General features: G+C 66.8%; 23 protein-coding genes. 17 read left to right on the forward strand and 6 right to left on the reverse strand.

What is annotated here, in order from left to right; all coding sequences use genetic code 11:
• Positions 1–263: FGGY family carbohydrate kinase (locus tag QN345_RS03205; protein WP_323508445.1), on the reverse strand; the 263-nt coding region annotated here is incomplete at its 3' end.
• Positions 264–378: 115 nt separating this feature from the next.
• Entirely contained in the window at positions 379–1,095 is a 717-nt protein-coding gene (locus QN345_RS03210) for an MIP/aquaporin family protein (protein ID WP_241975266.1), read from the reverse strand.
• 267 nt (positions 1,096–1,362) lie between these two features.
• On the opposite strand from QN345_RS03210, the gene dhaK reads away from it, so the two are divergent.
• From dhaK to QN345_RS03250, 8 genes are all read left to right on the forward strand, one after another.
• Entirely contained in the window at positions 1,363–2,364 is a 1,002-nt protein-coding gene (gene dhaK, locus QN345_RS03215; RefSeq protein ID WP_134446542.1) for a dihydroxyacetone kinase subunit DhaK, read from the forward strand.
• 11 nt (positions 2,365–2,375) lie between these two features.
• Entirely contained in the window at positions 2,376–3,023 is a 648-nt protein-coding gene (gene dhaL / locus QN345_RS03220) for a dihydroxyacetone kinase subunit DhaL (protein WP_134561095.1), read from the forward strand.
• Entirely contained in the window at positions 3,016–3,756 is a 741-nt protein-coding gene (dhaM, locus tag QN345_RS03225; protein WP_134446544.1) for a dihydroxyacetone kinase phosphoryl donor subunit DhaM, read from the forward strand. Before dhaL ends, dhaM begins: the two co-directional genes overlap by 8 nt.
• Before the next feature lie 86 nt (positions 3,757–3,842).
• On the forward strand, positions 3,843–4,046 hold the full coding sequence (locus QN345_RS03230; protein WP_134446545.1) for a hypothetical protein: 204 nt from the start codon (positions 3,843–3,845) through the stop codon (positions 4,044–4,046).
• Between the two features lie 132 nt (positions 4,047–4,178).
• On the forward strand, positions 4,179–5,339 hold the full coding sequence (locus QN345_RS03235; protein WP_322135841.1) for a hypothetical protein: 1,161 nt from the start codon (positions 4,179–4,181) through the stop codon (positions 5,337–5,339).
• Positions 5,340–5,384: 45 nt separating this feature from the next.
• Positions 5,385–6,626 carry a toxic anion resistance protein gene (locus tag QN345_RS03240; protein WP_134558403.1) on the forward strand — a complete coding sequence of 414 codons (1,242 nt, stop codon included), beginning with the start codon at positions 5,385–5,387 and terminating at the stop codon, positions 6,624–6,626.
• A 2-nt stretch (positions 6,627–6,628) separates the two neighbouring features.
• On the forward strand, positions 6,629–8,230 hold the full coding sequence (locus tag QN345_RS03245) for a VWA domain-containing protein (RefSeq protein ID WP_134558402.1): 1,602 nt from the start codon (positions 6,629–6,631) through the stop codon (positions 8,228–8,230).
• Positions 8,217–8,855, forward strand: a complete 639-nt coding sequence (locus QN345_RS03250; protein WP_322135839.1) for a hypothetical protein — start codon at positions 8,217–8,219, stop codon at positions 8,853–8,855. Before QN345_RS03245 ends, QN345_RS03250 begins: the two co-directional genes overlap by 14 nt.
• Position 8,856: 1 nt before the next feature.
• Here the strand turns inward: QN345_RS03250 and QN345_RS03255 are convergent, their stop codons facing one another.
• A complete protein-coding gene (locus tag QN345_RS03255; RefSeq protein ID WP_134446550.1) occupies positions 8,857–9,486 on the reverse strand; it encodes a dihydrofolate reductase family protein in 630 nt (209 codons plus the stop codon).
• A gap of 134 nt (positions 9,487–9,620) precedes the next feature.
• On the opposite strand from QN345_RS03255, the gene QN345_RS03260 reads away from it, so the two are divergent.
• From QN345_RS03260 to QN345_RS03275, 4 genes are all read left to right on the forward strand, one after another.
• Positions 9,621–10,241, forward strand: coding sequence for a helix-turn-helix domain-containing protein (locus tag QN345_RS03260; protein WP_322189681.1), 621 nt, complete (start codon positions 9,621–9,623; stop codon positions 10,239–10,241).
• Position 10,242: 1 nt separating this feature from the next.
• Positions 10,243–10,929, forward strand: coding sequence for an SRPBCC domain-containing protein (locus QN345_RS03265; protein ID WP_322140807.1), 687 nt, complete (start codon positions 10,243–10,245; stop codon positions 10,927–10,929).
• 73 nt (positions 10,930–11,002) lie between these two features.
• Positions 11,003–11,353, forward strand: coding sequence for a hypothetical protein (locus QN345_RS03270; protein ID WP_198413353.1), 351 nt, complete (start codon positions 11,003–11,005; stop codon positions 11,351–11,353).
• 11 nt (positions 11,354–11,364) lie between these two features.
• Positions 11,365–11,718 (forward strand): VOC family protein, encoded by a 354-nt coding sequence (locus QN345_RS03275; protein WP_134558400.1) that lies wholly within the window; start codon positions 11,365–11,367, stop codon positions 11,716–11,718.
• A 175-nt stretch (positions 11,719–11,893) separates the two neighbouring features.
• On the opposite strand, the gene QN345_RS03280 is transcribed toward QN345_RS03275, so the two are convergent.
• Positions 11,894–14,260, reverse strand: coding sequence for an excinuclease ABC subunit UvrA (locus tag QN345_RS03280; RefSeq protein ID WP_322189682.1), 2,367 nt, complete (start codon positions 14,258–14,260; stop codon positions 11,894–11,896).
• A gap of 151 nt (positions 14,261–14,411) precedes the next feature.
• On the opposite strand from QN345_RS03280, the gene QN345_RS03285 reads away from it, so the two are divergent.
• Positions 14,412–15,005: an HdeD family acid-resistance protein gene (locus QN345_RS03285; protein WP_166787271.1), complete on the forward strand. Its 594-nt coding sequence runs from the start codon at positions 14,412–14,414 to the stop codon at positions 15,003–15,005.
• A gap of 5 nt (positions 15,006–15,010) precedes the next feature.
• Here QN345_RS03285 and QN345_RS03290 read toward each other — a convergent pair whose 3' ends face one another.
• Positions 15,011–15,775 (reverse strand): SDR family oxidoreductase, encoded by a 765-nt coding sequence (locus QN345_RS03290; protein WP_323508446.1) that lies wholly within the window; start codon positions 15,773–15,775, stop codon positions 15,011–15,013.
• A 116-nt stretch (positions 15,776–15,891) separates the two neighbouring features.
• On the opposite strand from QN345_RS03290, the gene QN345_RS03295 reads away from it, so the two are divergent.
• The 4 genes from QN345_RS03295 (at position 15,892) to QN345_RS03310 (ending at position 18,661) form a co-directional block, all read left to right on the forward strand.
• Positions 15,892–16,362 (forward strand): NfeD family protein, encoded by a 471-nt coding sequence (locus QN345_RS03295; RefSeq protein WP_323508447.1) that lies wholly within the window; start codon positions 15,892–15,894, stop codon positions 16,360–16,362.
• On the forward strand, positions 16,359–17,369 hold the full coding sequence (locus tag QN345_RS03300; RefSeq protein WP_134446558.1) for an SPFH domain-containing protein: 1,011 nt from the start codon (positions 16,359–16,361) through the stop codon (positions 17,367–17,369). The genes QN345_RS03295 and QN345_RS03300 overlap by 4 nt, the downstream gene beginning before the upstream one ends.
• A gap of 4 nt (positions 17,370–17,373) precedes the next feature.
• Positions 17,374–18,186 carry a glycerophosphodiester phosphodiesterase family protein gene (locus QN345_RS03305; protein WP_134446559.1) on the forward strand — a complete coding sequence of 271 codons (813 nt, stop codon included), beginning with the start codon at positions 17,374–17,376 and terminating at the stop codon, positions 18,184–18,186.
• A 109-nt stretch (positions 18,187–18,295) separates the two neighbouring features.
• A complete protein-coding gene (locus QN345_RS03310) occupies positions 18,296–18,661 on the forward strand; it encodes an RNA polymerase-binding protein RbpA (RefSeq protein WP_134446560.1) in 366 nt (121 codons plus the stop codon).
• Positions 18,662–18,674: 13 nt separating this feature from the next.
• Here the strand turns inward: QN345_RS03310 and lnt are convergent, their stop codons facing one another.
• Positions 18,675–20,372 carry an apolipoprotein N-acyltransferase gene (gene lnt / locus QN345_RS03315; protein WP_322189683.1) on the reverse strand — a complete coding sequence of 566 codons (1,698 nt, stop codon included), beginning with the start codon at positions 20,370–20,372 and terminating at the stop codon, positions 18,675–18,677.
• Positions 20,373–20,376 lie beyond the last annotated feature (4 nt).

Here is a 20,376-nt window from a genome sequence, read left to right on the forward strand (position 1 = left end):
CAGACCACGGCGGTCTCGCGCTGGTTGGTGATGCCGACGGCGGCGATGTCGTGCCGGGTCAGGTTCGCCTTGGACAGCGCCTGCCCGATGACCTCACGGGTGTTGTTCCAGATCTCCATCGGGTCGTGCTCGACCCAGCCGGCCTGGGGGAAGATCTGCTCGTGCTCGAGTTGTCCGGTCGAGACGATCGAACCGGCCTTGTCGAAGATGATCGCCCGCGAACTCGTGGTGCCCTGGTCGATGGCGATGACGTATTGGGCCATGGAATACCTCCTTGTATTGTTCTGACACGTTGTGCTGAGACGTACTGACTACTGATGGACATGCAGAAGCCGACCGGTCGGTCCTGGTTGGGGAACCGGCCGGTCGGCAGGCGCACTAGGTGAGAATGGGCAGGAGAGCGTACGAGGCCCATCCGGCGAGGACGCCGCCGATGACGGGGCCGACGACCGGCACCCAGGAGTACGCCCAGTCGGACGAGCCCTTGCCCTTGATCGGCAGGATGAAGTGCGCGATGCGCGGTCCGAGGTCACGGGCCGGGTTGATCGCATACCCGGTCGGGCCACCGAGCGAGGTGCCGATCACGATGACAAGCAGAGCCACCGGCAGGGCGCCCAGGGCCGCGAGGCCGCCGGACGTGCCCTGGCGACCGCCGCCGAAGGCGATCACGACGAACACCAGCACGAAGGTGCCGATGATCTCGGTGACGAGGTTCCAGCCGTAGGAGCGGATGGCCGGACCGGTCGAGAAGACGCCGAGCTTGTTCGCCGGGTTCGGTTCCTGGTCGAAGTGCTGCTTGTAGGCGAGCCAGCAGAACACGGCCCCGATGATGGCGCCGAGGAACTGAGCCGCGATGTAGACGAGCACCGACAGGAAGTTCACCGGGACCCCGGAGCCGAACTCGGTCGCGCCCGATGCGACGAGGCCGAGGGTGACGGCGGGGTTCAGGTGCGCACCTGAGTTGTACGCCACGATGACGCCGGAGAAGACGGCGAAACCCCACCCGATGGTGACCATCAGGAAGCCGCCGCCGAGACCTTTGTTCTTGGCCAGGGCGACGTTGGCTACGACACCGGTACCGAGGAGGACGAGCATCGCGGTGCCCACGACCTCCGACAAAAATACGACTCCAATATTGTCCACGTTGACCTTCCTAGGTAGGGCTCGAGCGCTGAACAGTCTGGTCGCGGTGAGCGACTGGCAACACCATAGCGCGCTGGTATCCCGAGCGAAATGGGCAGGTCGAGGCGTGGTTCGTCCCTTACTTCCCCGGCTACCTGCGCGTAGGTTAAGGACAGCTCCGTATCGAATCGCACGATGCGACGCCGACCGATCGTCACCATCCGACCCGAAGGAAGAGTCATGAAAAAGCTCGTCAATGATCCCAAGAACGTTGTCGATGAGGCCGTGGCCGGCTTTGCAGCCGCGCACGGCGACATCGTGCGCGTATCCAGCGACCCTACTTTCATCGTCCGCGCCGATGCCCCGGTGTCGGGCAAGGTCGGCCTGGTCAGCGGAGGCGGAAGCGGCCATGAGCCGTTGCACGGCGGATTCGTCGGCGTCGGCATGCTCGACGCCGCCGTGCCAGGCGCGGTCTTCACCTCGCCGACCCCCGATCCCATCCTCGCGGCGACGCAGGCGGTCAACGGCGGCGCAGGGGTGCTGCACATCGTGAAGAACTACACCGGCGACGTCCTCAATTTCGAGACGGCTGCCGACCTGGCCCTCGCGGATGGGATCGAGGTCCGCACGGTCATCGTCAATGACGACGTCGCCGTGAAGGATTCGCTGTACACCGCCGGACGTCGCGGAGTCGCCGGAACGGTCCTCGTCGAGAAGATCGCCGGAGCTGCGGCCGAACGCGGCGATGACCTCGCCTCCGTTGCCGCCGTCGCGGAGAAGGTGATCGGGCAGGTGCGCACGATGGGTGTGGCGCTGACGCCGTGTGTCGTCCCGCACGCGGGAGAACCGAGCTTCACCCTCGCAGAGGACGAGATCGAAATCGGCATCGGCATCCACGGCGAGCCGGGCCGGGAGCGGATCAAGCTCGAACCCGCAGACGCCATCGTCGACCGTCTCCTCGGACCGATTCTGGAGGACATCCCGTTCGTGAGCGGGGATTCGGTGCTCCTCCTCGTCAACGGCATGGGCGGCACTCCCCAGATCGAGCTCTATATCGTCTTCCGGAGGGCCGCCGAGGTCCTTGCTGCCAAGGGGATCACTGTCACGCGGACGCTGGTCGGGAATTTCACCACCTCCCTCGAAATGCAGGGCATGTCCATCACGGTTCTCAAGCTCGATGACGAGCTCACCGCGCTCTGGGATGCGCCGGTGCAGACTGCGGCGCTACGGTGGGGACGGTAGAAGGAGATTCGATGAATCTGAGTGTCACCTGGGCTGAAGCCTGGATCCGGCAGTGTGTGGACGTTATCGCTGACCATCGTGTGGAGCTGATCACCCTCGACAGGGACATCGGCGACGGCGACCACGGCGAGAACATGGACCGTGGTTTCCAGGCGGTGCTGGGGAAACTCGACACGCTCCCGGCAGACGCCGTTCCCGGCGACGTCTTCAAACTCGTCGCGACGACACTCATTTCCACGGTGGGCGGCGCCGCGGGGCCGCTCTACGGAACGGCTTTCCTGAAGGCGGCCGTCGCCGTGGCGGGGAAGCCGGACCTGGACGGTGCCGCGGTCGTCGCACTCCTGACGGCGGCACGCGACGGAATCGTGCTCAGGGGCAAGGCGGAGAGCGGCGACAAGACCATGGTCGACGCCTGGACGCCCGCTGTGAACGCTGCAGCGGCCGCGGAACGCGCCGGAGCGACGCCCGTCGCCATCCTCGTCGAGGCCGCGGATGCTGCGGAGGCCGGCGCGGTTGCGACGGAGCCGCTCATCGCGCACAAGGGACGCGCGAGTTACCTCGGCGAACGCGCCATCGGGCATCGCGATCCGGGTGCCCAGTCCAGTGCCCTGCTTCTGCGTGCTGCCGCCGACACCGCCGAGCAGGTTGCGGATGAGTGATTCAGAACCCGCCGTCCCCGCCGTACTCGTCGGCCTTGTCTTCGTGTCGCACAGCTCGCTGATCGCGAGGGGCCTCGTCGATCTCGCCCGCCAGATGGCTCCGACCGTGCGGATGCTGCCGGCGGGCGGCACCGACGACGACCGGATCGGAACGAGCTTCGCCAAGGTGGCGGCGGGCATCGAGGCCGCAGAAGCAGGCAGGGGAGTCGTCGTGCTTTGCGACCTCGGCTCCGCAATCCTGACGGCGGAATCAGCGCTCGATTTCCTCGATGACGACACTCGATCCCGGGTCGTCATCGTCGACGCACCCCTTGTCGAGGGCGCCGTCGCCGCCGCCGTCGCCGCACAGATCGGTGGCGACCTGCCTGCCGTGGAGTCTGCGGCCCGGTCGGCTGGGGCAGCGTACTCGGGTGCGCCCTCGGCCCAGGCGCCGGTCCCGGCCGCAGATGCCGGGTCCGGTCAGTCGGGGGCCGACACGACGGTGATGAGGACGGTGACCCTGATCAACGCTGACGGCCTGCACGCCCGGCCCGCCGCGGAGTTCGTGACCCTCGCCGCGACGCTCGGCGTTCCGGTCACGGTCAATGGCCGCGATGCCGCGAGCCTGCTGGCCATCATGGGCCTCGGGTTGACCCGGGGCGCACGGGTTGAACTCTCGGCAAGCGGTGCCGGCGCGGCCGCGGCGGTCGACGCCCTTGCCACACTCCTCGAATCGGGGTTCGGCGAGGCCTGAGAGTCCCGGGGGAGCCAGCGGCACGGCGGAAGATCGCGCCGGGAAATTTCGGCTCATACCGACCCGATTGGTTCTATGCTGGCCGCATGATCCAGGACACCACAGTGCCGTGCCCCGTGTGCGGCCATGCCATGAGTGAACACACGATCGTGCACGGCGTGCACGACACGATCCTGAACTGTCCGGTGCCCCATCCGGGCGCCTGGGACAGGGACGCATTCGAACCTGTGAACGAGTTCGGCATGGTCACCCACCAGCACCCTGCGGAGGACCCTCCCGTTCACGGCTGAATTCTCCTGCTCCGCACCTGCAACGGCTGGTCAGCGTACGAGTTCACCAAGAATTTCCCCGGATGCCCTATTGTCTGCAGTGCAGATCTCCTGCACAACGTCGTCCCACCTAATCCAGACGGTATCCATCGAATGAGCGCCACAGCCAAGCGTGTGATCGGGCTCGTCCTCGCGGGCGTGCTCGTCGTCGGCGTGGTCATCGTCGTGGTCGGCGGTCGCCTGTTCGGAGCACCGACAGGGACGGCTCCGGTGACCACGGACCTCGCTGTCGTCCACGGGGTCATCGGCTCGGAGAAGAAGCCGTTCTTCGACGACCCGGCCGTCCGGGCGGTCTTCGCCGAGAAGGGCCTCGACGTCGAGGTCGTGACGGCGGGATCACGCCAGATCGCCACATCCGTCGACCTCACCGGAGTCGATTTCGTGTTCCCGTCCTCCGCGCCCGCCGCCGAGAAGATCCGGCGCGAAGCCGGGGCGCGCAGCGTGTTCTCACCGTTCTACTCGCCGCTCGCCATCGCGACCTTCACGCCGATCGTGACCCTCCTGCAGTCCGCGGGGATCGCGAACCAGGACGCCGCGGGCACCTGGCACCTGAACGTCGCGGAATACCTCAAGGCCGTCGCCGCGGGAACCCGCTGGAATCAGCTCCCCGGTGCGGCGGCGAGCTACAACAGCTCCCGTTCGATCCTGATCTCCAGCACGGACATCCGCCAGTCGAACTCAGCGGCCATGTACCTTGCGATCGCGTCCTACGTCGCCAACGGGAACAGCGTCATCAGCTCCGCCGACGCGGAGGCCGCCGTCATCGACCCGATGGCCGCACTCTTCCTCGAGCAGGGCTTTTCGGCCTCCTCCTCCGAGGCACCATTCGAGGACTACCTCTCCCAGGGAATCGGCTCGAAACCGCTCGTGATGGTCTACGAGGCACAGTTCCTCGGCCGGCAGATGAGCGTCACCGGCCGCAGTGCCATCACCCCTGACATGGTCCTGATGTATCCGGACCCGACCGTGCTCTCCAAACACACGGTGGTCCCGCTGACCGAGCAGGGAACCCAGGTCGGCGAACTCCTCCAATCCGACCCCCGCCTCGCCCGGCTCGCGGCGCAGTACGGGTTCCGGCCTGCCGACCCGGCCGTGTTCACGGCAGCCCTCGCCGGCAACGGCCTCGCGGCGCCCGCAAGCCCCGTCAACGTCATCGACCCGCCGAGCTACGAGACGCTCGAGGCGATGATCACGACCATCAGCGGGCGGTACGACACCCCTCTTGCCTCACCAGACGCCAACGTCGACAAATGACCCGACGAACACCCGCCGAACGATCCCCGGAGACCAAGGAGCACCATGGCAGACTCATCCCTCGATCTGAGCACTCCCACACCGGGCGAGAGGCCGGCCGCCGCTGCAACGACAGCACCGCGCGTCGACACCGGACTTGTGCTCGTGCCGCCGAACGCTGTCCCGGACATCGGTGGCACCCAGGCCAGCGCGATGATGCCGATCGACGACGCCCGCACTGAGGAACTCGCCGGACGAGCCAGGGCCTTCGTCGCCGACCTCATCGACCGCGATCCCTCGGCCCCGGAATTCCAGAAGAAGATCTCGGACGTGGCCCAGATGGGCCGGGACGAGATCCGGGCCGCGTCCGAGGTCAGCAACCGGATGCTCCAGCGCCCGGTCGCAGCGCTTGCCGCCGCGCGCGGAAAAGGCGACGAGGCCGACGCGCAACGGCGCGTCGCCAGCACACTCGTCGAACTGCGCGGAACGATCGAAGACCTTGACCCGTCCAGGGCCGACGGCGGGGTCGCCCAGTTCCTCCTGAACCTGATCCCGTTCCGGGACAAGCTCCGCAGCTATTTCGCCCGGTACGCCTCCGCACAGAGCCAGCTCAACAAGATCATCCACTCGCTTCAGAACGGCCAGGACGCCCTTCTCAAGGACAATGCGGCGGTCGAGGGGGAAAAGGTGCGGCTCTGGGAGACGATGAATCGCCTGCAGGAGTACGCCCTCCTCACGAGCGCCCTCGACACCCAACTGGTGGAACAGATCGACACGGTCAGGACGACCGACCCGGCCAGGGCCGACGCGCTCACGAGCGATCTCCTCTTCACGATCCGACAGAAGCACCAGGACCTGCTCACCCAGCTCGCCGTGAGCGCCCAGGGCTACCTCGCCCTCGACGTCGTGCGGAAGAACAACGTCGAACTCATCAAGGGCGTCGAACGGGCAACGACGACGACCATATCCGCCCTGCGCACGGCCGTGATCGTGGCACAGGCACTGGCCAACCAGAAGCTCGTCCTCGACCAGATCACCGCCCTCAACACGACGACCTCGAACCTGATCGTCTCGACCTCGCAGATGCTCAAGACCCAGTCTGTCGCCATCAGCGAGCAGTCGGCATCCGCCACCATCAGCCTCGAATCGTTGGAAACGGCCTTCCAGAACATCTACGAGACTATGGACGCCCTGGACAGCTACAAGCTCAAGGCGGTCGCGACGATGGCCCAGACGGTCGACACCCTTCAGACCCGCCTGGCCGAGGCAACCGCATACCTCGAGCGAGCCCGGCCGGAAGCTCGCTGAGCATGCTTCGCCTCCTGAGGAGCTTCGGCGTGGTCGCGGTCGCGGCGCTGCTGCTGGCGGGCTGCACCGTTGCGCAGCCGAACGAGCAGGACGGCCTGCCCAACGACGCCACGACTCTTCGGGTCCTTGCGGGCAGCGAGGTCAAGGACATGGCTCCGATCCTGGAGTCCGCGGCCGCGGACAAGGGAATCCGGGTGGTCTTCGACTACACCGGCACCCTCGCCGGCACGGAACTCGTCGCATCCGGTCGTGCCGTCGGTCGCTACGACGCGACGTGGTTCCCGAACAACCGCTACCTGTCGCTGCTTCCCGGGGCGGCCAAGGCCGTCTCCTCGAGCGTCAAGATCATGAGCTCCCCGGTCGTCCTCGGGCTTCGGCCCGCAGTGGCGGCGCGGCTCGGCTGGGACTCCGCCCCGCCGACCTGGGCGGACCTCGCCACCGCCGCTGCCGACGGTGAATTCACCTACGGCATGACCAATCCCGCGGCCTCGAACTCCGGGTTCAGCGCCCTCGTGGCGGTCGCGACGGCACTGTCCGGAACGGGAACCGCGCTCACCGATGCGGACGTCACTGCGGTCGGTCCTGAGCTGACCCGGTTCTTCTCCGGGCAGAAACTGACCGCCGGGTCCTCCGGCTTCCTTGCTGACAAATTCGTCGCAGACCCCACCCTCGTCGACGGCGTCATCAACTACGAGTCCGTACTCCTCGGTCTCGCCGGCAAGGGTGCACCGCTCACGATCGTCCGGCCGACCGACGGAGTCGTCACGAGCGACTATCCGCTCACCCTGCTGGCCTCGGCCGACACGGGCAAGCGTCCACTCTTCGACACCCTGACGGCCTGGCTCACCACTGACGCCGTACAGAAGCGAATCGTGTCGGAGACCCACCGTCGGCCAGGCGTTCCCGGGATCGACACCGGGTCGGCCTTCCCGGCCGGCATCCTCTTCGAGACGCCGTTCCCGAACACGCTGGACGTCGCCAACACCCTGATCGCGACCTACCTCGACACGGTGCGGGCTCCCGCGCAGACGCTCTTCGTGCTCGATACCTCCGGGTCGATGGCGGGGGAGCGGCTCACCGCGCTCCAACAGGCGCTCAAGAACCTCGCCGGGGCAGATTCCTCGACGACGGGCGGTTTTGCCGCGTTCCGCAACCGTGAGCGCGTGACCCTGATCCCGTTCAGCACCGCCCCGGATACCCCGACGATCGTCGACGTGCCTGCGGCGGACAAGACCGAGGCCCTGCAACGGATTCGCGATGTCGCGGATGGACTCTCCGCAGACGGCGGCACGGCGATCTATGCCTCGCTGGAGCGGGCGTATGCCCTCGCGCGGCAGCAGAAGGCCGAGCGGCCGGATACCTTCGTCTCGATCGTGCTCATGACCGATGGTGAGAACACCGACGGTGCAACGGCGAAGGACTTCGCGGACTACTACGCGGCCCAGGGTGCGGATACCCGGTCCATCGCGACCTACGTCGTTCTCTTCGGCAATGGCAACGTCGATGAGCTCACGAGCGTGGCGAAGCTCACGGGCGGGCAGGCCTTCGACGCCCTGAACGGCGACCTGTCGAGCGCGTTCCAGGACATTCGTGGGTACCAGTAGCGTGTCGCGGTGGCTCGCCTCCACGAAGAACATCGTGGGTTCGGTACTCGGCATCGCGACCCTCGGCGCGCACGTCGCCGTCGGCCTCGGTCCGCTGTGGCCCGTTGTCGTCGTCGCGATGTACGCGGTCGGCGCGCTCGTCGCACCGCGAGACAGGGTGGACCTGCGGCCGGGACCACTGCATGGAGACGGGGGAGTGGCGTCAGCCGCGGACCTTGCTGCCCAGCTGGCCGTGCTGAGGAGATCGATGACGGCGGAGAACCGCCGCCTGCCGGACGAAGCGACCTCGAGGCTCGCCCGAATCCTGGATGCCCTCGATCAGGTCATCGCCCGCTGGACGGACCTGACCGAAGCGGCCGATCAGGCTCACACGGTAGAGCAGATGATCCTCGACTACCTGCCCACGTCGATCCAGCGGTTCCTGAACCTGCCGCGGAGCTTTGCGATCGCAAGCCGGGTCGAAGGGAAGAAGACGGCTGAGGACGAACTGATCGAGCAGTTGGACATCCTCGAGACGGAGAGCGATCGCATCCGCACCGCACTCTACGCGAAAGACCTCGCGGCGCTCGAAGACCAGAGTCGTTTCCTGCGTGAGAAATTCGGCCGATCCGAACTGGACCTCTGATTCAGGCGAGCCCGGGCAGGGGGACCGGCGGCGCCGGTGCGACGGGGGCCGCTGGGCGATAGGTCGCGATGATGACACCCGTGCTCGTCGTCGTGCTGTCGACGAGGTCGAGGGATGCCGAGGGGCCACCGTCCGGGAAGAGGCGTCGACCGGTGCCGAGCACCAGGGGGTGGATCAGGAGCGTGTACTGGTCGATCAGGCCCCAGCGCATCAGTGCACGCACGAGCTCGCCGCTGCCGAGGATCACGATGTCCTTGCCGGGCTGCTGGCGCAGTTCCGCGACGGTCGTCGTCGCCTCACCGCTCAGGAGGATCGAGTTGTTCCAGGCCAGGGGGCCGGGGAGGGTCATCGACGTCACGTACTTCGGGATGTTGTTGATCACCTCGGTATACGGGTTCTCCAGGGTCATCGCCGGCCAGATCGAAGCGAAATCCGCGTACGTCTTGCGTCCGAAGAGCAGGGCGCCGGCATCGCCGATTCCCGCGGCCATGACGCTGCCCATCACCGAGTCGGCATAGGGCTGGGCCCAGCCGCCGAGGTCGAAGCCGTCCCGGCGATCCTCGTTCGCCCGGCCGGGCGCCTGCATCACGCCATCGAGGGTCACGCTGTTGGTGACCACGATTCTGCTCATCGAAATCCTTTCCTCCGTCTGCAAACTTACTGCCCGATGCCGAATCTCCTAATTCGGGGGACAACAGATGACGCCTGCTCCAGACAGCCTTTCACCTTCTTGACAAAAAATATTGTCGGTGGAAGGCTGGTTGCATGCTCGAAGTCGCCGTCATCGACACCGCCGGAGCGGCGGCAGCGTCGCTCGAGCCCACACGGAGCCGGCTGCTCGCCGAGCTCGGCGAACCGGGTTCGGCCACGACCCTGGCGGCCAGGCTCGGCCTGCCGCGCCAGAAGGTCAACTATCACTTGCGCGAACTGGAACGCCACGGTCTCATCGAACTCATCGCCGAGCGTCGCAAGGGGAACATGACCGAGCGGGTGATGCGGGCGACGGCACAGTCATTCGTGATCTCGCCAACGGCGCTCGGGGGAGTGGCTCCCGATCCGCGGCGTGGCGTGAATGAATTCTCGGCGCGCTGGATGCTCGCGGTTGCCGCCCGGCTCGTCCAGGAGGTCGGAATCCTGCTCGACCGCGCGGGGCGCGCACACCGCCCGCTTGCCACATTCACAATCGACAGCGAGCTGCGCTTCGCTTCGGCGGCCGATCGTGCCGATTTCAGCGCGGAACTCGCTCTCACGGTCGCCACCCTCGTCACGCGCTACGACGCGCCGCAGTCCCCGGGCGGTCGCGCCCACCGGCTCGTCCTCGCGCTGCACCCGAGCATCACCCGACCTCCGGAAGAACCCGGTAACCCAGCAGACAAGGAGAACTGACATGAGCAAGGACTTCGAGATCGTCGTCGAGGGGGAGTTCCCCGGCGATCCTGAACAGATGTGGGACGCCATCACCCAGAACACGGCGGCGTGGCTGTTCCCGACGGACGACATGCCCGGGGTTGACCTGGTCTCGGAGCGCCCGACCCATCACGTGAATCGGATGGAGGGACCCGACGGCTGGTTCAACCAGCTCGAACAGGTCATCGAACCGCGTCCGGGTGGGCATTCGTTCCTCCGCTGGGTGCACAGCGGCGTCATCCAGGACGACTGGGACAACCAGTACGACAGCGCGAGCAAGCACACCCTGTTCTACCTGCACACCCTGTCCGAGTACCTCGAGCACTTCGCCGGCCGCAGTGCCGTCTACGCCGATGTCCAGGGACCGGAGGCCTCTTGCGGTCCCGAGGGATTCGAGACGCTCCGGAGCGCACTGGGTTTGACTCCCACGTCGGCCGTGGGGGAGACCGTCACCGTCGCCCTGCCCGGAGTCCCGGCGGGAACGGCAAGCGTCGACTGGAACGCAGAGCACTTCATCGGCCTCCGCACGGCCGACGGTCTCTACCGATTCTTCGGTCGGAACGCCTTCGGTGCTGTCGTCGGGCTGACCGTGCACCGGTTCGGCGACATCGGGAGCGCGGGACTTCCCGAGGACTGGAAGACCTGGCTCGACGCCCTGTATGGCTGACGCCGGTCGGGAAGCAACGTCCGGGGACGTCGGACCTCTGGAAACCGTGTGCCTCGCGCGCTACCGTGGCAGCATGAGCGCAATGGATCTGGCCACCCTCCGCCGCCTGGCCGCGGAGGGCAACGAAGAGGCCGCGAACCGGCTCGCCGAACTCGCGGCGACTCGCGGCGACCTGGCCGAACTGCGCGAGCTAGTGGATTCCGGCAACGAACTCGCCGGCGAGAAGCTCGCGCAGCTCGCGGGGGAGCGCGGCGACATCGACGAGTTGCGCCGTCTGGTCGGCGCGGGAAACGAACTGGCGGCAGACAAGCTGGCCCAGTTCGCCGCGGCGCGGGAGGACATCGACGAACTCAGCCGTCTCGCCGACGAGGGCAACGAGGTTGCTGCGACACTCCTGACCCAGCTCATCCGTGGAACCGGGTAGGGGAGCCAACCATGGCAGTGACGGGTATCGGCGGGCTCTTCTTCCGCAGCAATGATCCGGACACCCGGGCGGCCTGGTACCGGGAGCACCTCGGTATCGAAGCGGGCCAGGCCGGCGTCTGGCAGCAGCAGGCAGGCCCGACCGTGTTCGCGCCGTTCCCCTCCGAAAGCGACTATTTCTCAGAGAAGCACTCGTTCATGCTCAACCTCCGTGTGACGGACCTCGACGCGCTCACCGCACGGCTCACGGCGGCGGGAGTCCACGTCGAGCGTCGCCCAGAGTGGGATACGACCGACTACGGCCGCTTCGCCCGCATCCACGATCCCGAGGGGCTTCCGATCGAGCTCTGGGAGCCTCCGGCCTGAACGGGCCGGATCGCATCAGCCTACCCATTCGCCCTGCCAACTGACATAATGTGCATTATCGGTCATTACCGGATGCCTGTAATCTGAGCCGTGTCGTCGTTGTTTCGTCGTCGTTGTTTTGTCGGCGTTATCGCGTCGGATTCTGTCTGACGGCCACCGGAGCCGGGCGGCCCGGTCAGGCGCCGACGTACGCAGCGAGGAACTGGCCGGTGAGGGTCGACCGGGCGGCGACGAGATCGGCGGGCGTTCCTTCGAAGACGATCCGTCCGCCGTCGTGGCCCGCACCGGGGCCGAGGTCGATGATCCAGTCGGCGTGTGCCATGACCGCCTGGTGGTGTTCGACGACGATCACGGACTTGCCGGAGTCGACCAGCCTGTCGAGCAGGCCGAGAAGCTGCTCGACGTCGGCGAGGTGGAGGCCGGTGGTCGGTTCGTCCAGGACGTAGATGTCGCCTTTCTCTGCCATCTGGCTCGCGAGCTTGAGCCGCTGTCGTTCGCCCCCGGACAGGGTCGTCAGCGGCTGTCCCAGGCCGAGATAGCCGAGTCCGACATCGGCCAGCCGGACGAGGATCGAGTGAGCGGCGGGCGTGCGCGCCTCCCCCGAACCGAAGAAACTTTCGGCCTCGGTGACCGACATGGCAAGGACCTCGCTGATGTCGCGCCCGCCGAGGTGGTAGTCGAGCACGGATGCCTCGAACCGCTTGCCCTCGCAGACCTCGCAGGTCGTCGCGACGGTGGCCATCACGCCGAGGTCGGTGTAGATGACGCCTGCCCCGTTGCAATTGGCGCAGGCGCCCTCGGAGTTGGAACTGAACAGCGCAGGCTTGACCCCGTTGGCTTTGGCGAAGGCCTTGCGGATCGGCTCGAGCATTCCGGTGTACGTCGCCGGGTTGCTGCGTCGGGAACCCCGGATGCCACCCTGGTCGATCGACACCACATCCGCGCCTGCCGGGATGGAACCGTGCACGAGCGAACTCTTTCCCGACCCGGCCACCCCGGTCAGCACGACGAGCACGCCGAGCGGGATGTCGACGTCGACGCCCTGCAGGTTGTTCCTCGTTGCGCCGCGGATCTCGAGCGCCCCCCTGGGCGTGCGCACGGTGTTCTTGAGGGCGGAGCGGTCGTCGAAATGACGACCGGTCAGGGTGCCGCTGGATCGGAGTTCCTCGACGGTGCCCTCGAAGCAGACCGTGCCGCCGGCCGTTCCCGCGCCAGGGCCGAGGTCGACGACGTGGTCGGCGATCACGATCGTCTCCGGCTTGTGCTCGACGACGAGCACCGTGTTCCCCTTGTCCCGCAGCTGCAGCAGCAAGGTGTTCATCCGTTCGATGTCATGGGGGTGCAGCCCGATGGTGGGTTCGTCGAAGACGTAGGTCACGTCGGTCAGCGAGGATCCCAGGTGCCGGATCATCTTGGTGCGCTGGGCTTCACCGCCGGAGAGGGTGCCGGCCGGCCGGTCAAGGGAGAGATAGCCCAGTCCGATCTCGACGAAGGAATCGAGGAGCTGGCGCAGCGCGGTCAGGAGCGGCAACACGGAGGGTTCGTCGAGAGCGCGAACCCACCCGGCCAGGTCGCTGATCTGCAGGGAGCAGGCATCCGCGATACTGATGCCTGCGACCTTCGAGGACCGCGCGGCCGCACTGAGGCGGGTCCCCCGGCACTCCGGGCAGGTCGTGAACGTGACCGCGCGGTCCACGAACACGCGGATGTGCGGCTGCATCGCCTCGCGGTCTTTGGAGAGGAAGGCCTTCTGGACCTTGGGGACCAGACCCTCGTAGGTCATGTTGATGTCCCCCACCTTCACCTTGGTCGGTTCCCGGTACAGGAAGTCCTCGAGCTCCTGCGCGCTGTAGTCGCGGATCGGCTTGTCCGCGTCGAGGAAGCCCGACCCCGTGAAGATCCGCACGCCCCAGCCGTCCGGGGTGTAGCCGGGAATCGTGAGCGCACCCTCGTTGAGCGATTTGGCGGAATCATAGAGCTGGGTGAGGTCGATGTCGTTGACCGTGCCCATGCCCTCGCACCGGGGGCACATGCCGCCGGTGATCGTGAAACTGCGTCGTTCCTTCACGGTCTTGCCCGCCCGTTCGAGCGTGACCGCTCCCGCTCCGCTGATCGAGGCGACGTTGAAGGAGTACGCCTGCGGCGAGCCGATATGCGGCTGCCCCAGCCGGCTGAAGAGGATGCGCAGCAGCGCGTTCGCGTCGGTCGCGGTTCCGACCGTTGACCGGGAATTGGCGCCCATGCGCTCCTGGTCGACGATGATCGCGGTCGTGAGCCCCTCGAGCACGTCCACATCCGGCCGCGCGAGGGTCGGCATGAAGCCCTGCAGGAAGGCGCTGTACGTCTCGTTGATCATCCGCTGGGACTCTGCGGCGATCGTACTGAACACGAGGGAACTCTTTCCCGAACCGGAGACGCCGGTGAACACCGTCAGGCGACGTTTCGGGATGTCGATGGTGACGTTCTTGAGGTTGTTCTCCCTCGCGCCCTGAACCCGAATCAGATCGTGGATGTCGGCGGCGTGCGGAGGAAGACTCATCATGGCTCCATTCAACCAGCATCGCGCAATGCGCGAGCGGGGTGAACTCCCCCGGCGACCATTGCGCGCCAGGGGCCCTCCTCGCTACAGTCTGGGTGACCGAACCAGACGCCCAGGCGTCCCCAGTGGTATTTCGAGTCCGAGGAGCGCAGTCATGTCTCATCCCGTCACCGAATTCGATCTCACGGTGGACACGAGCCGCCTGAGCAAGCCCGAACTGACCACGATGCGAACCGCCATGGCCGTCGGCGGGGTCGTCGCCATCGTGCTCGGCGTGATGATCCTGGTCTGGCCGGGAGCGACGCTCACCATCGTGGCCGTCCTCTTCGGCCTCTACTTCCTGATCGGCGGAATCGTCCGGATCGTGCGCGGCATCGTCATGGCCGGCGGCGGCGCAGGCGTCCGGGTGCTGAACATCCTGCTCGGTGTGCTGCTGCTCGTCGCCGGTGTCATCGCGATCCGCAATCCGATCGGGACGATCGCCGTGCTCGGCATGGTCATCGGGATCTCGTGGCTGATCGAGGGTGTTGCGGCGCTCGTCGAAACGGCCTCGGACTCGAGCAGGTGGTTCGGCATCCTCTTCGCTGTGATCAGCATCGTGGCCGGAATCGTGGTGCTGCTCTCCCCCGTGAACTCGCTCGGCGTGCTCGTCATCGTCGGCGGGGTGTTCCTGATCGTGTCCGGCCTGGTCCAGCTGGTTGTGTCGTTCACGCTCGGACGCGGCGCGCGCACCAGCGTCACAGACTGACCTCGCTAGTCGGTGACCATGTCGGTGGTGTCGCCGACGTACCGGGTGTTGCCCGCGGGAACCGGCTCGACGGCGGCCAGGGCCACCTCTGCGGCGAATTCGCTCACGTTGTACAGGCGACCTGCGGCGACCTTGCGGGCGCTCATCGTTCCGGGGCTCGAACGCTCGAGGAGCGTCGCGGTGACGGTGCCCTCGATAATGTCTCCGGAGACCACGACGAAACCGATGCCTTCGGAGTCGAGTTCGGGGATGAGCGCGCGCAGCGCGTCCTCACCCGCACGCTTGCTCCGCGCGACCGGTACGTACTCCGGCATGGTCGGGGCTGTCTCGAAGAAGTGCGCCTGGTGGCTCGTGACGAACACGACCCTGGCGCCGGCGCCCAGCAGGGGGCGAGCGACCGCGAGCAGGTTGAGCTGGGCATCCCGGTTGAGCTTCATCGCGTAGTCGGGGGCCATCCCGGTTTCCATGCCGCCTGAGGCATTCATCACGAGGATGTCGAGTCCGCCGTATTCCGCGCGGATCGTTTCGATCATGGCTGCGACCGAGGCCTCATCGGTGAGGTCGGCGCCCGCGGTAATGGCCGTTCCGCCGGCCGCGCGGATGGCGTCGGCGACTTTGATCGCCCGCGCCTCCTTGTTGCGGAAGTTGATGACGACGCTCGCTCCGGCCTCCGCGAAGATTCCGACGGTCGCGGCTCCCACGCCCCGGGAAGAGCCGGTGACGAGGACACGCTGTCCGTTCAGTGAACCTGCGGCAAGTGGGTTGGTCACACGAACTCCTCAAATAACGAACTGGGTCTAGCAGAAGACCTTACCAAGAACCCCGACCCCGCCCTTGTCGGCACACCTGCTAGTTTGAGAAGGGGAACACAATGGGGAGGGTCACTATGGACGTATTCGCTGCGAATTACGTGTGGGTTGTCTGGCTAGTGCTCATATTGATCTTCATCACGATCGAGATGGTCACTCTTGACCTCACGTTCCTGATGATTTCCCTTGGCAGTCTCGGCGGCCTGATTTCCGGCCTGTTCGGTGTGCCGTGGTGGGGCCAGCTCGTGATCGCGGCGCTCCTGTCCATGGTGCTGCTGCTCGGCATCCGCCCGCCCCTGCTCCGGGTGCTCAAACGAGGTGGCGACCCGACCCTCAGCAACGTCGACGCCCTCCTCGGCCAGGACGGTCACATCGTGAGCTCGACCGGCGCCCTCGCCCAGGTGCGCCTCGCGAACGGTGAGACCTGGACCGCGCGCTTCTCCCCCCTCGTCGAGCCGGCCGTTTTTACGCCGGGCGAACGCGTCATCGTCATCGCCATCGACGGGGCGACCGCAGTGGTCATCCCCGCAGAAAGGAACATTTCATGAATGATCCGACCCAGGTCGTCGTGCAGGTGATCGTTGTGGCCTTCGTCGCGGCGCTGGTCATCTTCGTGATCGTCACCCTCGCGAAATCCATCCGCATCATTCCCCAGGCCAGGGCCGGGGTCGTGGAAAGGCTGGGCAGGTACCACAAGACGCTCATGCCCGGCCTCAACATCCTGATCCCGTTCGTCGACAGGCTGCGTCCCCTCATCGACCTGCGCGAGCAGGTCGTGTCCTTCCCGCCCCAGCCGGTGATCACCGAGGACAACCTCGTCGTGTCGATCGACACGGTCGTGTACTTCCAGGTGACGGATGCCCGGGCAGCGACCTATGAGATCGCCAACTACCTGGGCGCGGTCGAACTGCTCACGACGACGACCCTCCGTAACGTCGTCGGCGGGCTGAACCTCGAGGAAGCGCTTACGAGCCGTGACAACATCAACGGCCAGCTCCGCATCGTTCTCGACGAAGCAACGGGCAAGTGGGGCATCCGGGTCGGCAGAGTCGAGCTCAAGGCCATCGATCCGCCGCACTCCATCCAGGACTCGATGGAGAAGCAGATGCGCGCCGAGCGTGACCGTCGCGCGCTGATCCTGACCGCAGAGGGCACCAAGCAGTCCGCCATCCTCACGGCGGAGGGCGCCCGACAGGCGGCCATCCTCTCCGCGGAGGGCGACGCGAAGGCGGCTGTGCTGCGGGCCCAGGGTGAGGCCGAGGCCATCACGACCGTGTTCCGGGCGATCCACGAAGGCGACCCCGACCCGAAACTCCTCGCCTACCAGTACCTGATGACCCTGCCGAAGCTCGCAGAGGGCAGTGCGAACAAGCTGTGGATCGTGCCGAGCGAACTCACCGAGGCGATGAAGGGCATCGGCCGCGCTTTCGGAGAGCGGCCCGTCGCCGGTTCCTCCACCTCCCCGGCCGCCGCTCCCCCGGCTGCCGCGTCCGCCGGGCCGTCCGTGGAGATTCCCGCCGACGCGCCGGCCGGCTCACACGCCGCAGAGGGGTAGCCCCGTGGTTTCGGGCGGCCCCCCTGCATTCCTGGCCGGGTCGCCCCCGCGCATTTTCGCGCACCGCGGCCTCGCACTGAACGCCCCCGAGAACACGGTCCTCGCCTTCCGGCACGCGCTCGAGCACGGCGCGACCCACCTGGAGACCGACGTGCACGCCTCCCGTGACGGGGTCGCCGTGCTCAGTCATGACGCGAGTCTGGCACTGCCCGAGTTGGACATCCCGCTCGAGGAGCTGCGTATCGCCGAACTGCAGCGGATCGACCTCGGCTACGGCCAGTCCTTCTCCTCACTGACGGAAGCCCTCGAGGCCTTCCCGGAGGCGCTGTTCAACCTCGACGTGAAATCCGAGGGCGCCATTGCCGCGACGGCGGCCGCCGTTCTTGCGGCGGGAGCGACCGGGCGGGTCCTGGTGACCTCGTTCTCCGAGGAACGACGCAGGAAGACGCTCCGGCTCCTTCCCGGAGTCGCGTCGAGCGCGTCCGCGCCGGTTGTGGCTCAGTCCGTTGTCGCCGCGCGGCTCGGGAACAGGGCGCTGCTGCGACGCGTTCTCAACGGATGCGTTGCGGTCCAGGTTCCGGAGACGGCATCAGTGCTGCGAGTGGTGACACCCCACTTCGTAAGGGCCATCCACTCGGCGGGCGTCGAGGTTCACGTCTGGACGGTCAACGACCCCGCCGCCATGGAACGACTGCTGGACACCGGTGTCGACGGCCTTGTCACCGACCGACCAGACCTCGCCGCCGCGCTCGTGGACCGCAGATCCGACCGTGGAACCGACCGCGGAACAGCCCGCGACACGCCCGGCATGCCATAAATCCCACTTCCGAAACTGAGAGTTATCACCGAGTAGGGGCATAACGGAAAGATAACGCCCAGCTTGACGGTTTATAACTGAGAGTTGCATCGCGAGAGGAGACCACACAATGGCGGATCGCAGTTTGCGTGGCATGAGGTTGGGCGCACAAAGCCTTCAAAGCGAAGAGGGCGTAACCTTTTCACCACGAGTTAGTCACACATACCTGTGTGCAACGTGCTCACGAGAGACGGTGATGATCTTTTCGGCGGAGGCGGAGGCCCCCGACGAGTGGGAATGCCGGTTCTGTTCCCAGACGGCCACCCGGCTCGTCGATTCCAAGCCCGTCATCGTCGATCACTCGGCCGAGAAGGTACCGCGCACACACTGGGACATGCTCCTGGAACGTCGCACCCGTCCCGAGCTCGAGGAACTGTTGCAGGAGCGCCTCGCGTTCCTCCGCGCACGTCGCGGCCAGCAGAAGATCGGCGCCTGACACCGAGCAGACACTACGCACGCACCCGATTCCGTCGGGTGCGTTCTGCGTTAACCGGCCGGATCGATGCCACCTCTGCACGCCGGCGCGCATCGCTCCGGGCGGACGGCGCGAAGAACAGGCAGAAGACGAGCCCCGCGAGTCCGAGCCCGGAGACAAGCCACTCGATGCCCCGACCGGCAACCATCGCGGGGGTCAGCGTCGTGCTGAGCGGAACGGTCTGCACCATGGCCCCTGGCACCCACGTCGGCAGGCTGTCCATCGTGTGGCCGTCGGGCGCGATGATGGCGCTCGACCCGACCGTCGAAATATTGACGACGGTCCGCCCGGCCTCGATTGCGCGCAGACGGGCGATCGCGAGCTGCTGGACGCTCTCGTCCGTGTGCCCGAAGTCGGCGTTGTTGGTCTGCGCCAGGATGACCGTGGCCCCGGAGTCGATCATCTGGTGAACCAGCTGGTCGTCTGCGATGTCGAAGCAGATCGCGATGCCGGCCAGGATCCCGTTGACGTCGAAGACGTTCGGCTGGGTGCCGAGCTGGTAGTCCCGCGAGATCAGGTCGATCAACTCCGGGGCAAAGGGGCGCCAAAATGCCCGATCAGGCATGTATTCTGCGAACGGTACCGGGTGGACCTTGTCGTAGAGCGCTGTGACGCCCTCCCCCGCCTTCCAGAGCAGGCTCGTGTTGTAGTACTTGCCGTCCCGGTACGTGATCGTTCCCGTGATGAGCGGGGCCACCATCGCGCGGCTGACGTAGTCGAGGACGTCGGCGGCGTCCTGCGACCGGGTCGGGTCGATGTCACTGCCGTTCTCCGGCCACACGACGAAGTCGACCGGCTGCCCGACGAGCGGGAGGGTGGCTGAGGTGTGGTCGGCGAGGATCTGCCCCGGCGAATACCGCGCAAAGAGCCCGGCATCGGAAGCGCCCTGGACGGCGGCGATCCTGGCCTCCCCCGACTGGGCGATGGACACCGCCGGCACGAGGAGGAGCAGGGCGACGGATGCCGTGAGCACGGTCCACCTGGCCAGCACGCCCCAGCCCACCTCACGCAGCAGCTGCAGCGCGAGGGCACTCAGCCAGACGATCAGGAAGGTGAGCCCGGACATCCCGACCCAGGCGACGAGGCCGGCAAACGGACTCTCCGACTGCGAGATCGCCACGCGGCCCCAGGCGAAGCCGCCGTACGGCCAGACCGCGGAAATCGCCTCACGCGCCGTCCAGAGGCCGGCCACGACCAGCGGAACCATGCCCAGGCGTCCCCATCGGGTCGGCCAGGCCAGCGGTCCGCGGTTGAGGACCACGGCGATGAGCCACAGCCCGACGCCGAAGAAGATCGCCTCGAGTCCGCCGAGGGCGAGCCAGGGCACCGGGCCGAGGTAGAGGGTGATCCAGCTGATGTGGATCAGCCAGAAGGACAGTCCGGCGACCATGCCGACCAGAAGCGCCGGTCCCGGCCGGCGGCCGAGCAGGGCGAGGAACATCAGCAGTACGCCGACCGGAGCGAGGATCCACCAGGAGCGGTCGGGGAACCCGCCGTCGAGGATGGCGCCCGCGCCCGCTGCCAGCACCAGGGCGGCCGGGAGCGGCAGGCGGAAGTCCCCGCGGTCCGCGGACCTCCCGACGCGGTTCACCTGTACGTCGACACGCTTCACCGGGGCGACACTCACCGGCACGACACTCACCGGCACGACACCCGCCTGCACGACACTCATCTGC

Source organism: Cryobacterium sp. 10I1 (genome assembly GCF_035019805.1).
Taxonomy (GTDB): domain Bacteria; phylum Actinomycetota; class Actinomycetes; order Actinomycetales; family Microbacteriaceae; genus Cryobacterium; species Cryobacterium glucosi.

Excerpts from the sequence above, each read along its gene's own strand:
- QN345_RS03210 (WP_241975266.1), bottom strand. The coding sequence starts at position 1,095 with ATGCTCGTCCTCCTCGGTACCGGTGTCGTAGCCAACGTCGCCCTGGCC.
- dhaK (WP_134446542.1), top strand. The coding sequence starts at position 1,363 with ATGAAAAAGCTCGTCAATGATCCCAAGAACGTTGTCGATGAGGCCGTG.
- dhaL (WP_134561095.1), top strand. The coding sequence starts at position 2,376 with ATGAATCTGAGTGTCACCTGGGCTGAAGCCTGGATCCGGCAGTGTGTG.
- dhaM (WP_134446544.1), top strand. The coding sequence starts at position 3,016 with ATGAGTGATTCAGAACCCGCCGTCCCCGCCGTACTCGTCGGCCTTGTC.
- QN345_RS03230 (WP_134446545.1), top strand. The coding sequence starts at position 3,843 with ATGATCCAGGACACCACAGTGCCGTGCCCCGTGTGCGGCCATGCCATG.
- QN345_RS03235 (WP_322135841.1), top strand. The coding sequence starts at position 4,179 with ATGAGCGCCACAGCCAAGCGTGTGATCGGGCTCGTCCTCGCGGGCGTG.
- QN345_RS03240 (WP_134558403.1), top strand. The coding sequence starts at position 5,385 with ATGGCAGACTCATCCCTCGATCTGAGCACTCCCACACCGGGCGAGAGG.
- QN345_RS03245 (WP_134558402.1), top strand. The coding sequence starts at position 6,629 with ATGCTTCGCCTCCTGAGGAGCTTCGGCGTGGTCGCGGTCGCGGCGCTG.
- QN345_RS03255 (WP_134446550.1), bottom strand. The coding sequence starts at position 9,486 with ATGAGCAGAATCGTGGTCACCAACAGCGTGACCCTCGATGGCGTGATG.
- QN345_RS03260 (WP_322189681.1), top strand. The coding sequence starts at position 9,621 with ATGCTCGAAGTCGCCGTCATCGACACCGCCGGAGCGGCGGCAGCGTCG.
- QN345_RS03265 (WP_322140807.1), top strand. The coding sequence starts at position 10,243 with ATGAGCAAGGACTTCGAGATCGTCGTCGAGGGGGAGTTCCCCGGCGAT.
- QN345_RS03270 (WP_198413353.1), top strand. The coding sequence starts at position 11,003 with ATGAGCGCAATGGATCTGGCCACCCTCCGCCGCCTGGCCGCGGAGGGC.
- QN345_RS03275 (WP_134558400.1), top strand. The coding sequence starts at position 11,365 with ATGGCAGTGACGGGTATCGGCGGGCTCTTCTTCCGCAGCAATGATCCG.
- QN345_RS03280 (WP_322189682.1), bottom strand. The coding sequence starts at position 14,260 with ATGATGAGTCTTCCTCCGCACGCCGCCGACATCCACGATCTGATTCGG.
- QN345_RS03285 (WP_166787271.1), top strand. The coding sequence starts at position 14,412 with ATGTCTCATCCCGTCACCGAATTCGATCTCACGGTGGACACGAGCCGC.
- QN345_RS03295 (WP_323508447.1), top strand. The coding sequence starts at position 15,892 with ATGGACGTATTCGCTGCGAATTACGTGTGGGTTGTCTGGCTAGTGCTC.
- QN345_RS03300 (WP_134446558.1), top strand. The coding sequence starts at position 16,359 with ATGAATGATCCGACCCAGGTCGTCGTGCAGGTGATCGTTGTGGCCTTC.
- QN345_RS03310 (WP_134446560.1), top strand. The coding sequence starts at position 18,296 with ATGGCGGATCGCAGTTTGCGTGGCATGAGGTTGGGCGCACAAAGCCTT.
- lnt (WP_322189683.1), bottom strand. The coding sequence starts at position 20,372 with ATGAGTGTCGTGCAGGCGGGTGTCGTGCCGGTGAGTGTCGTGCCGGTG.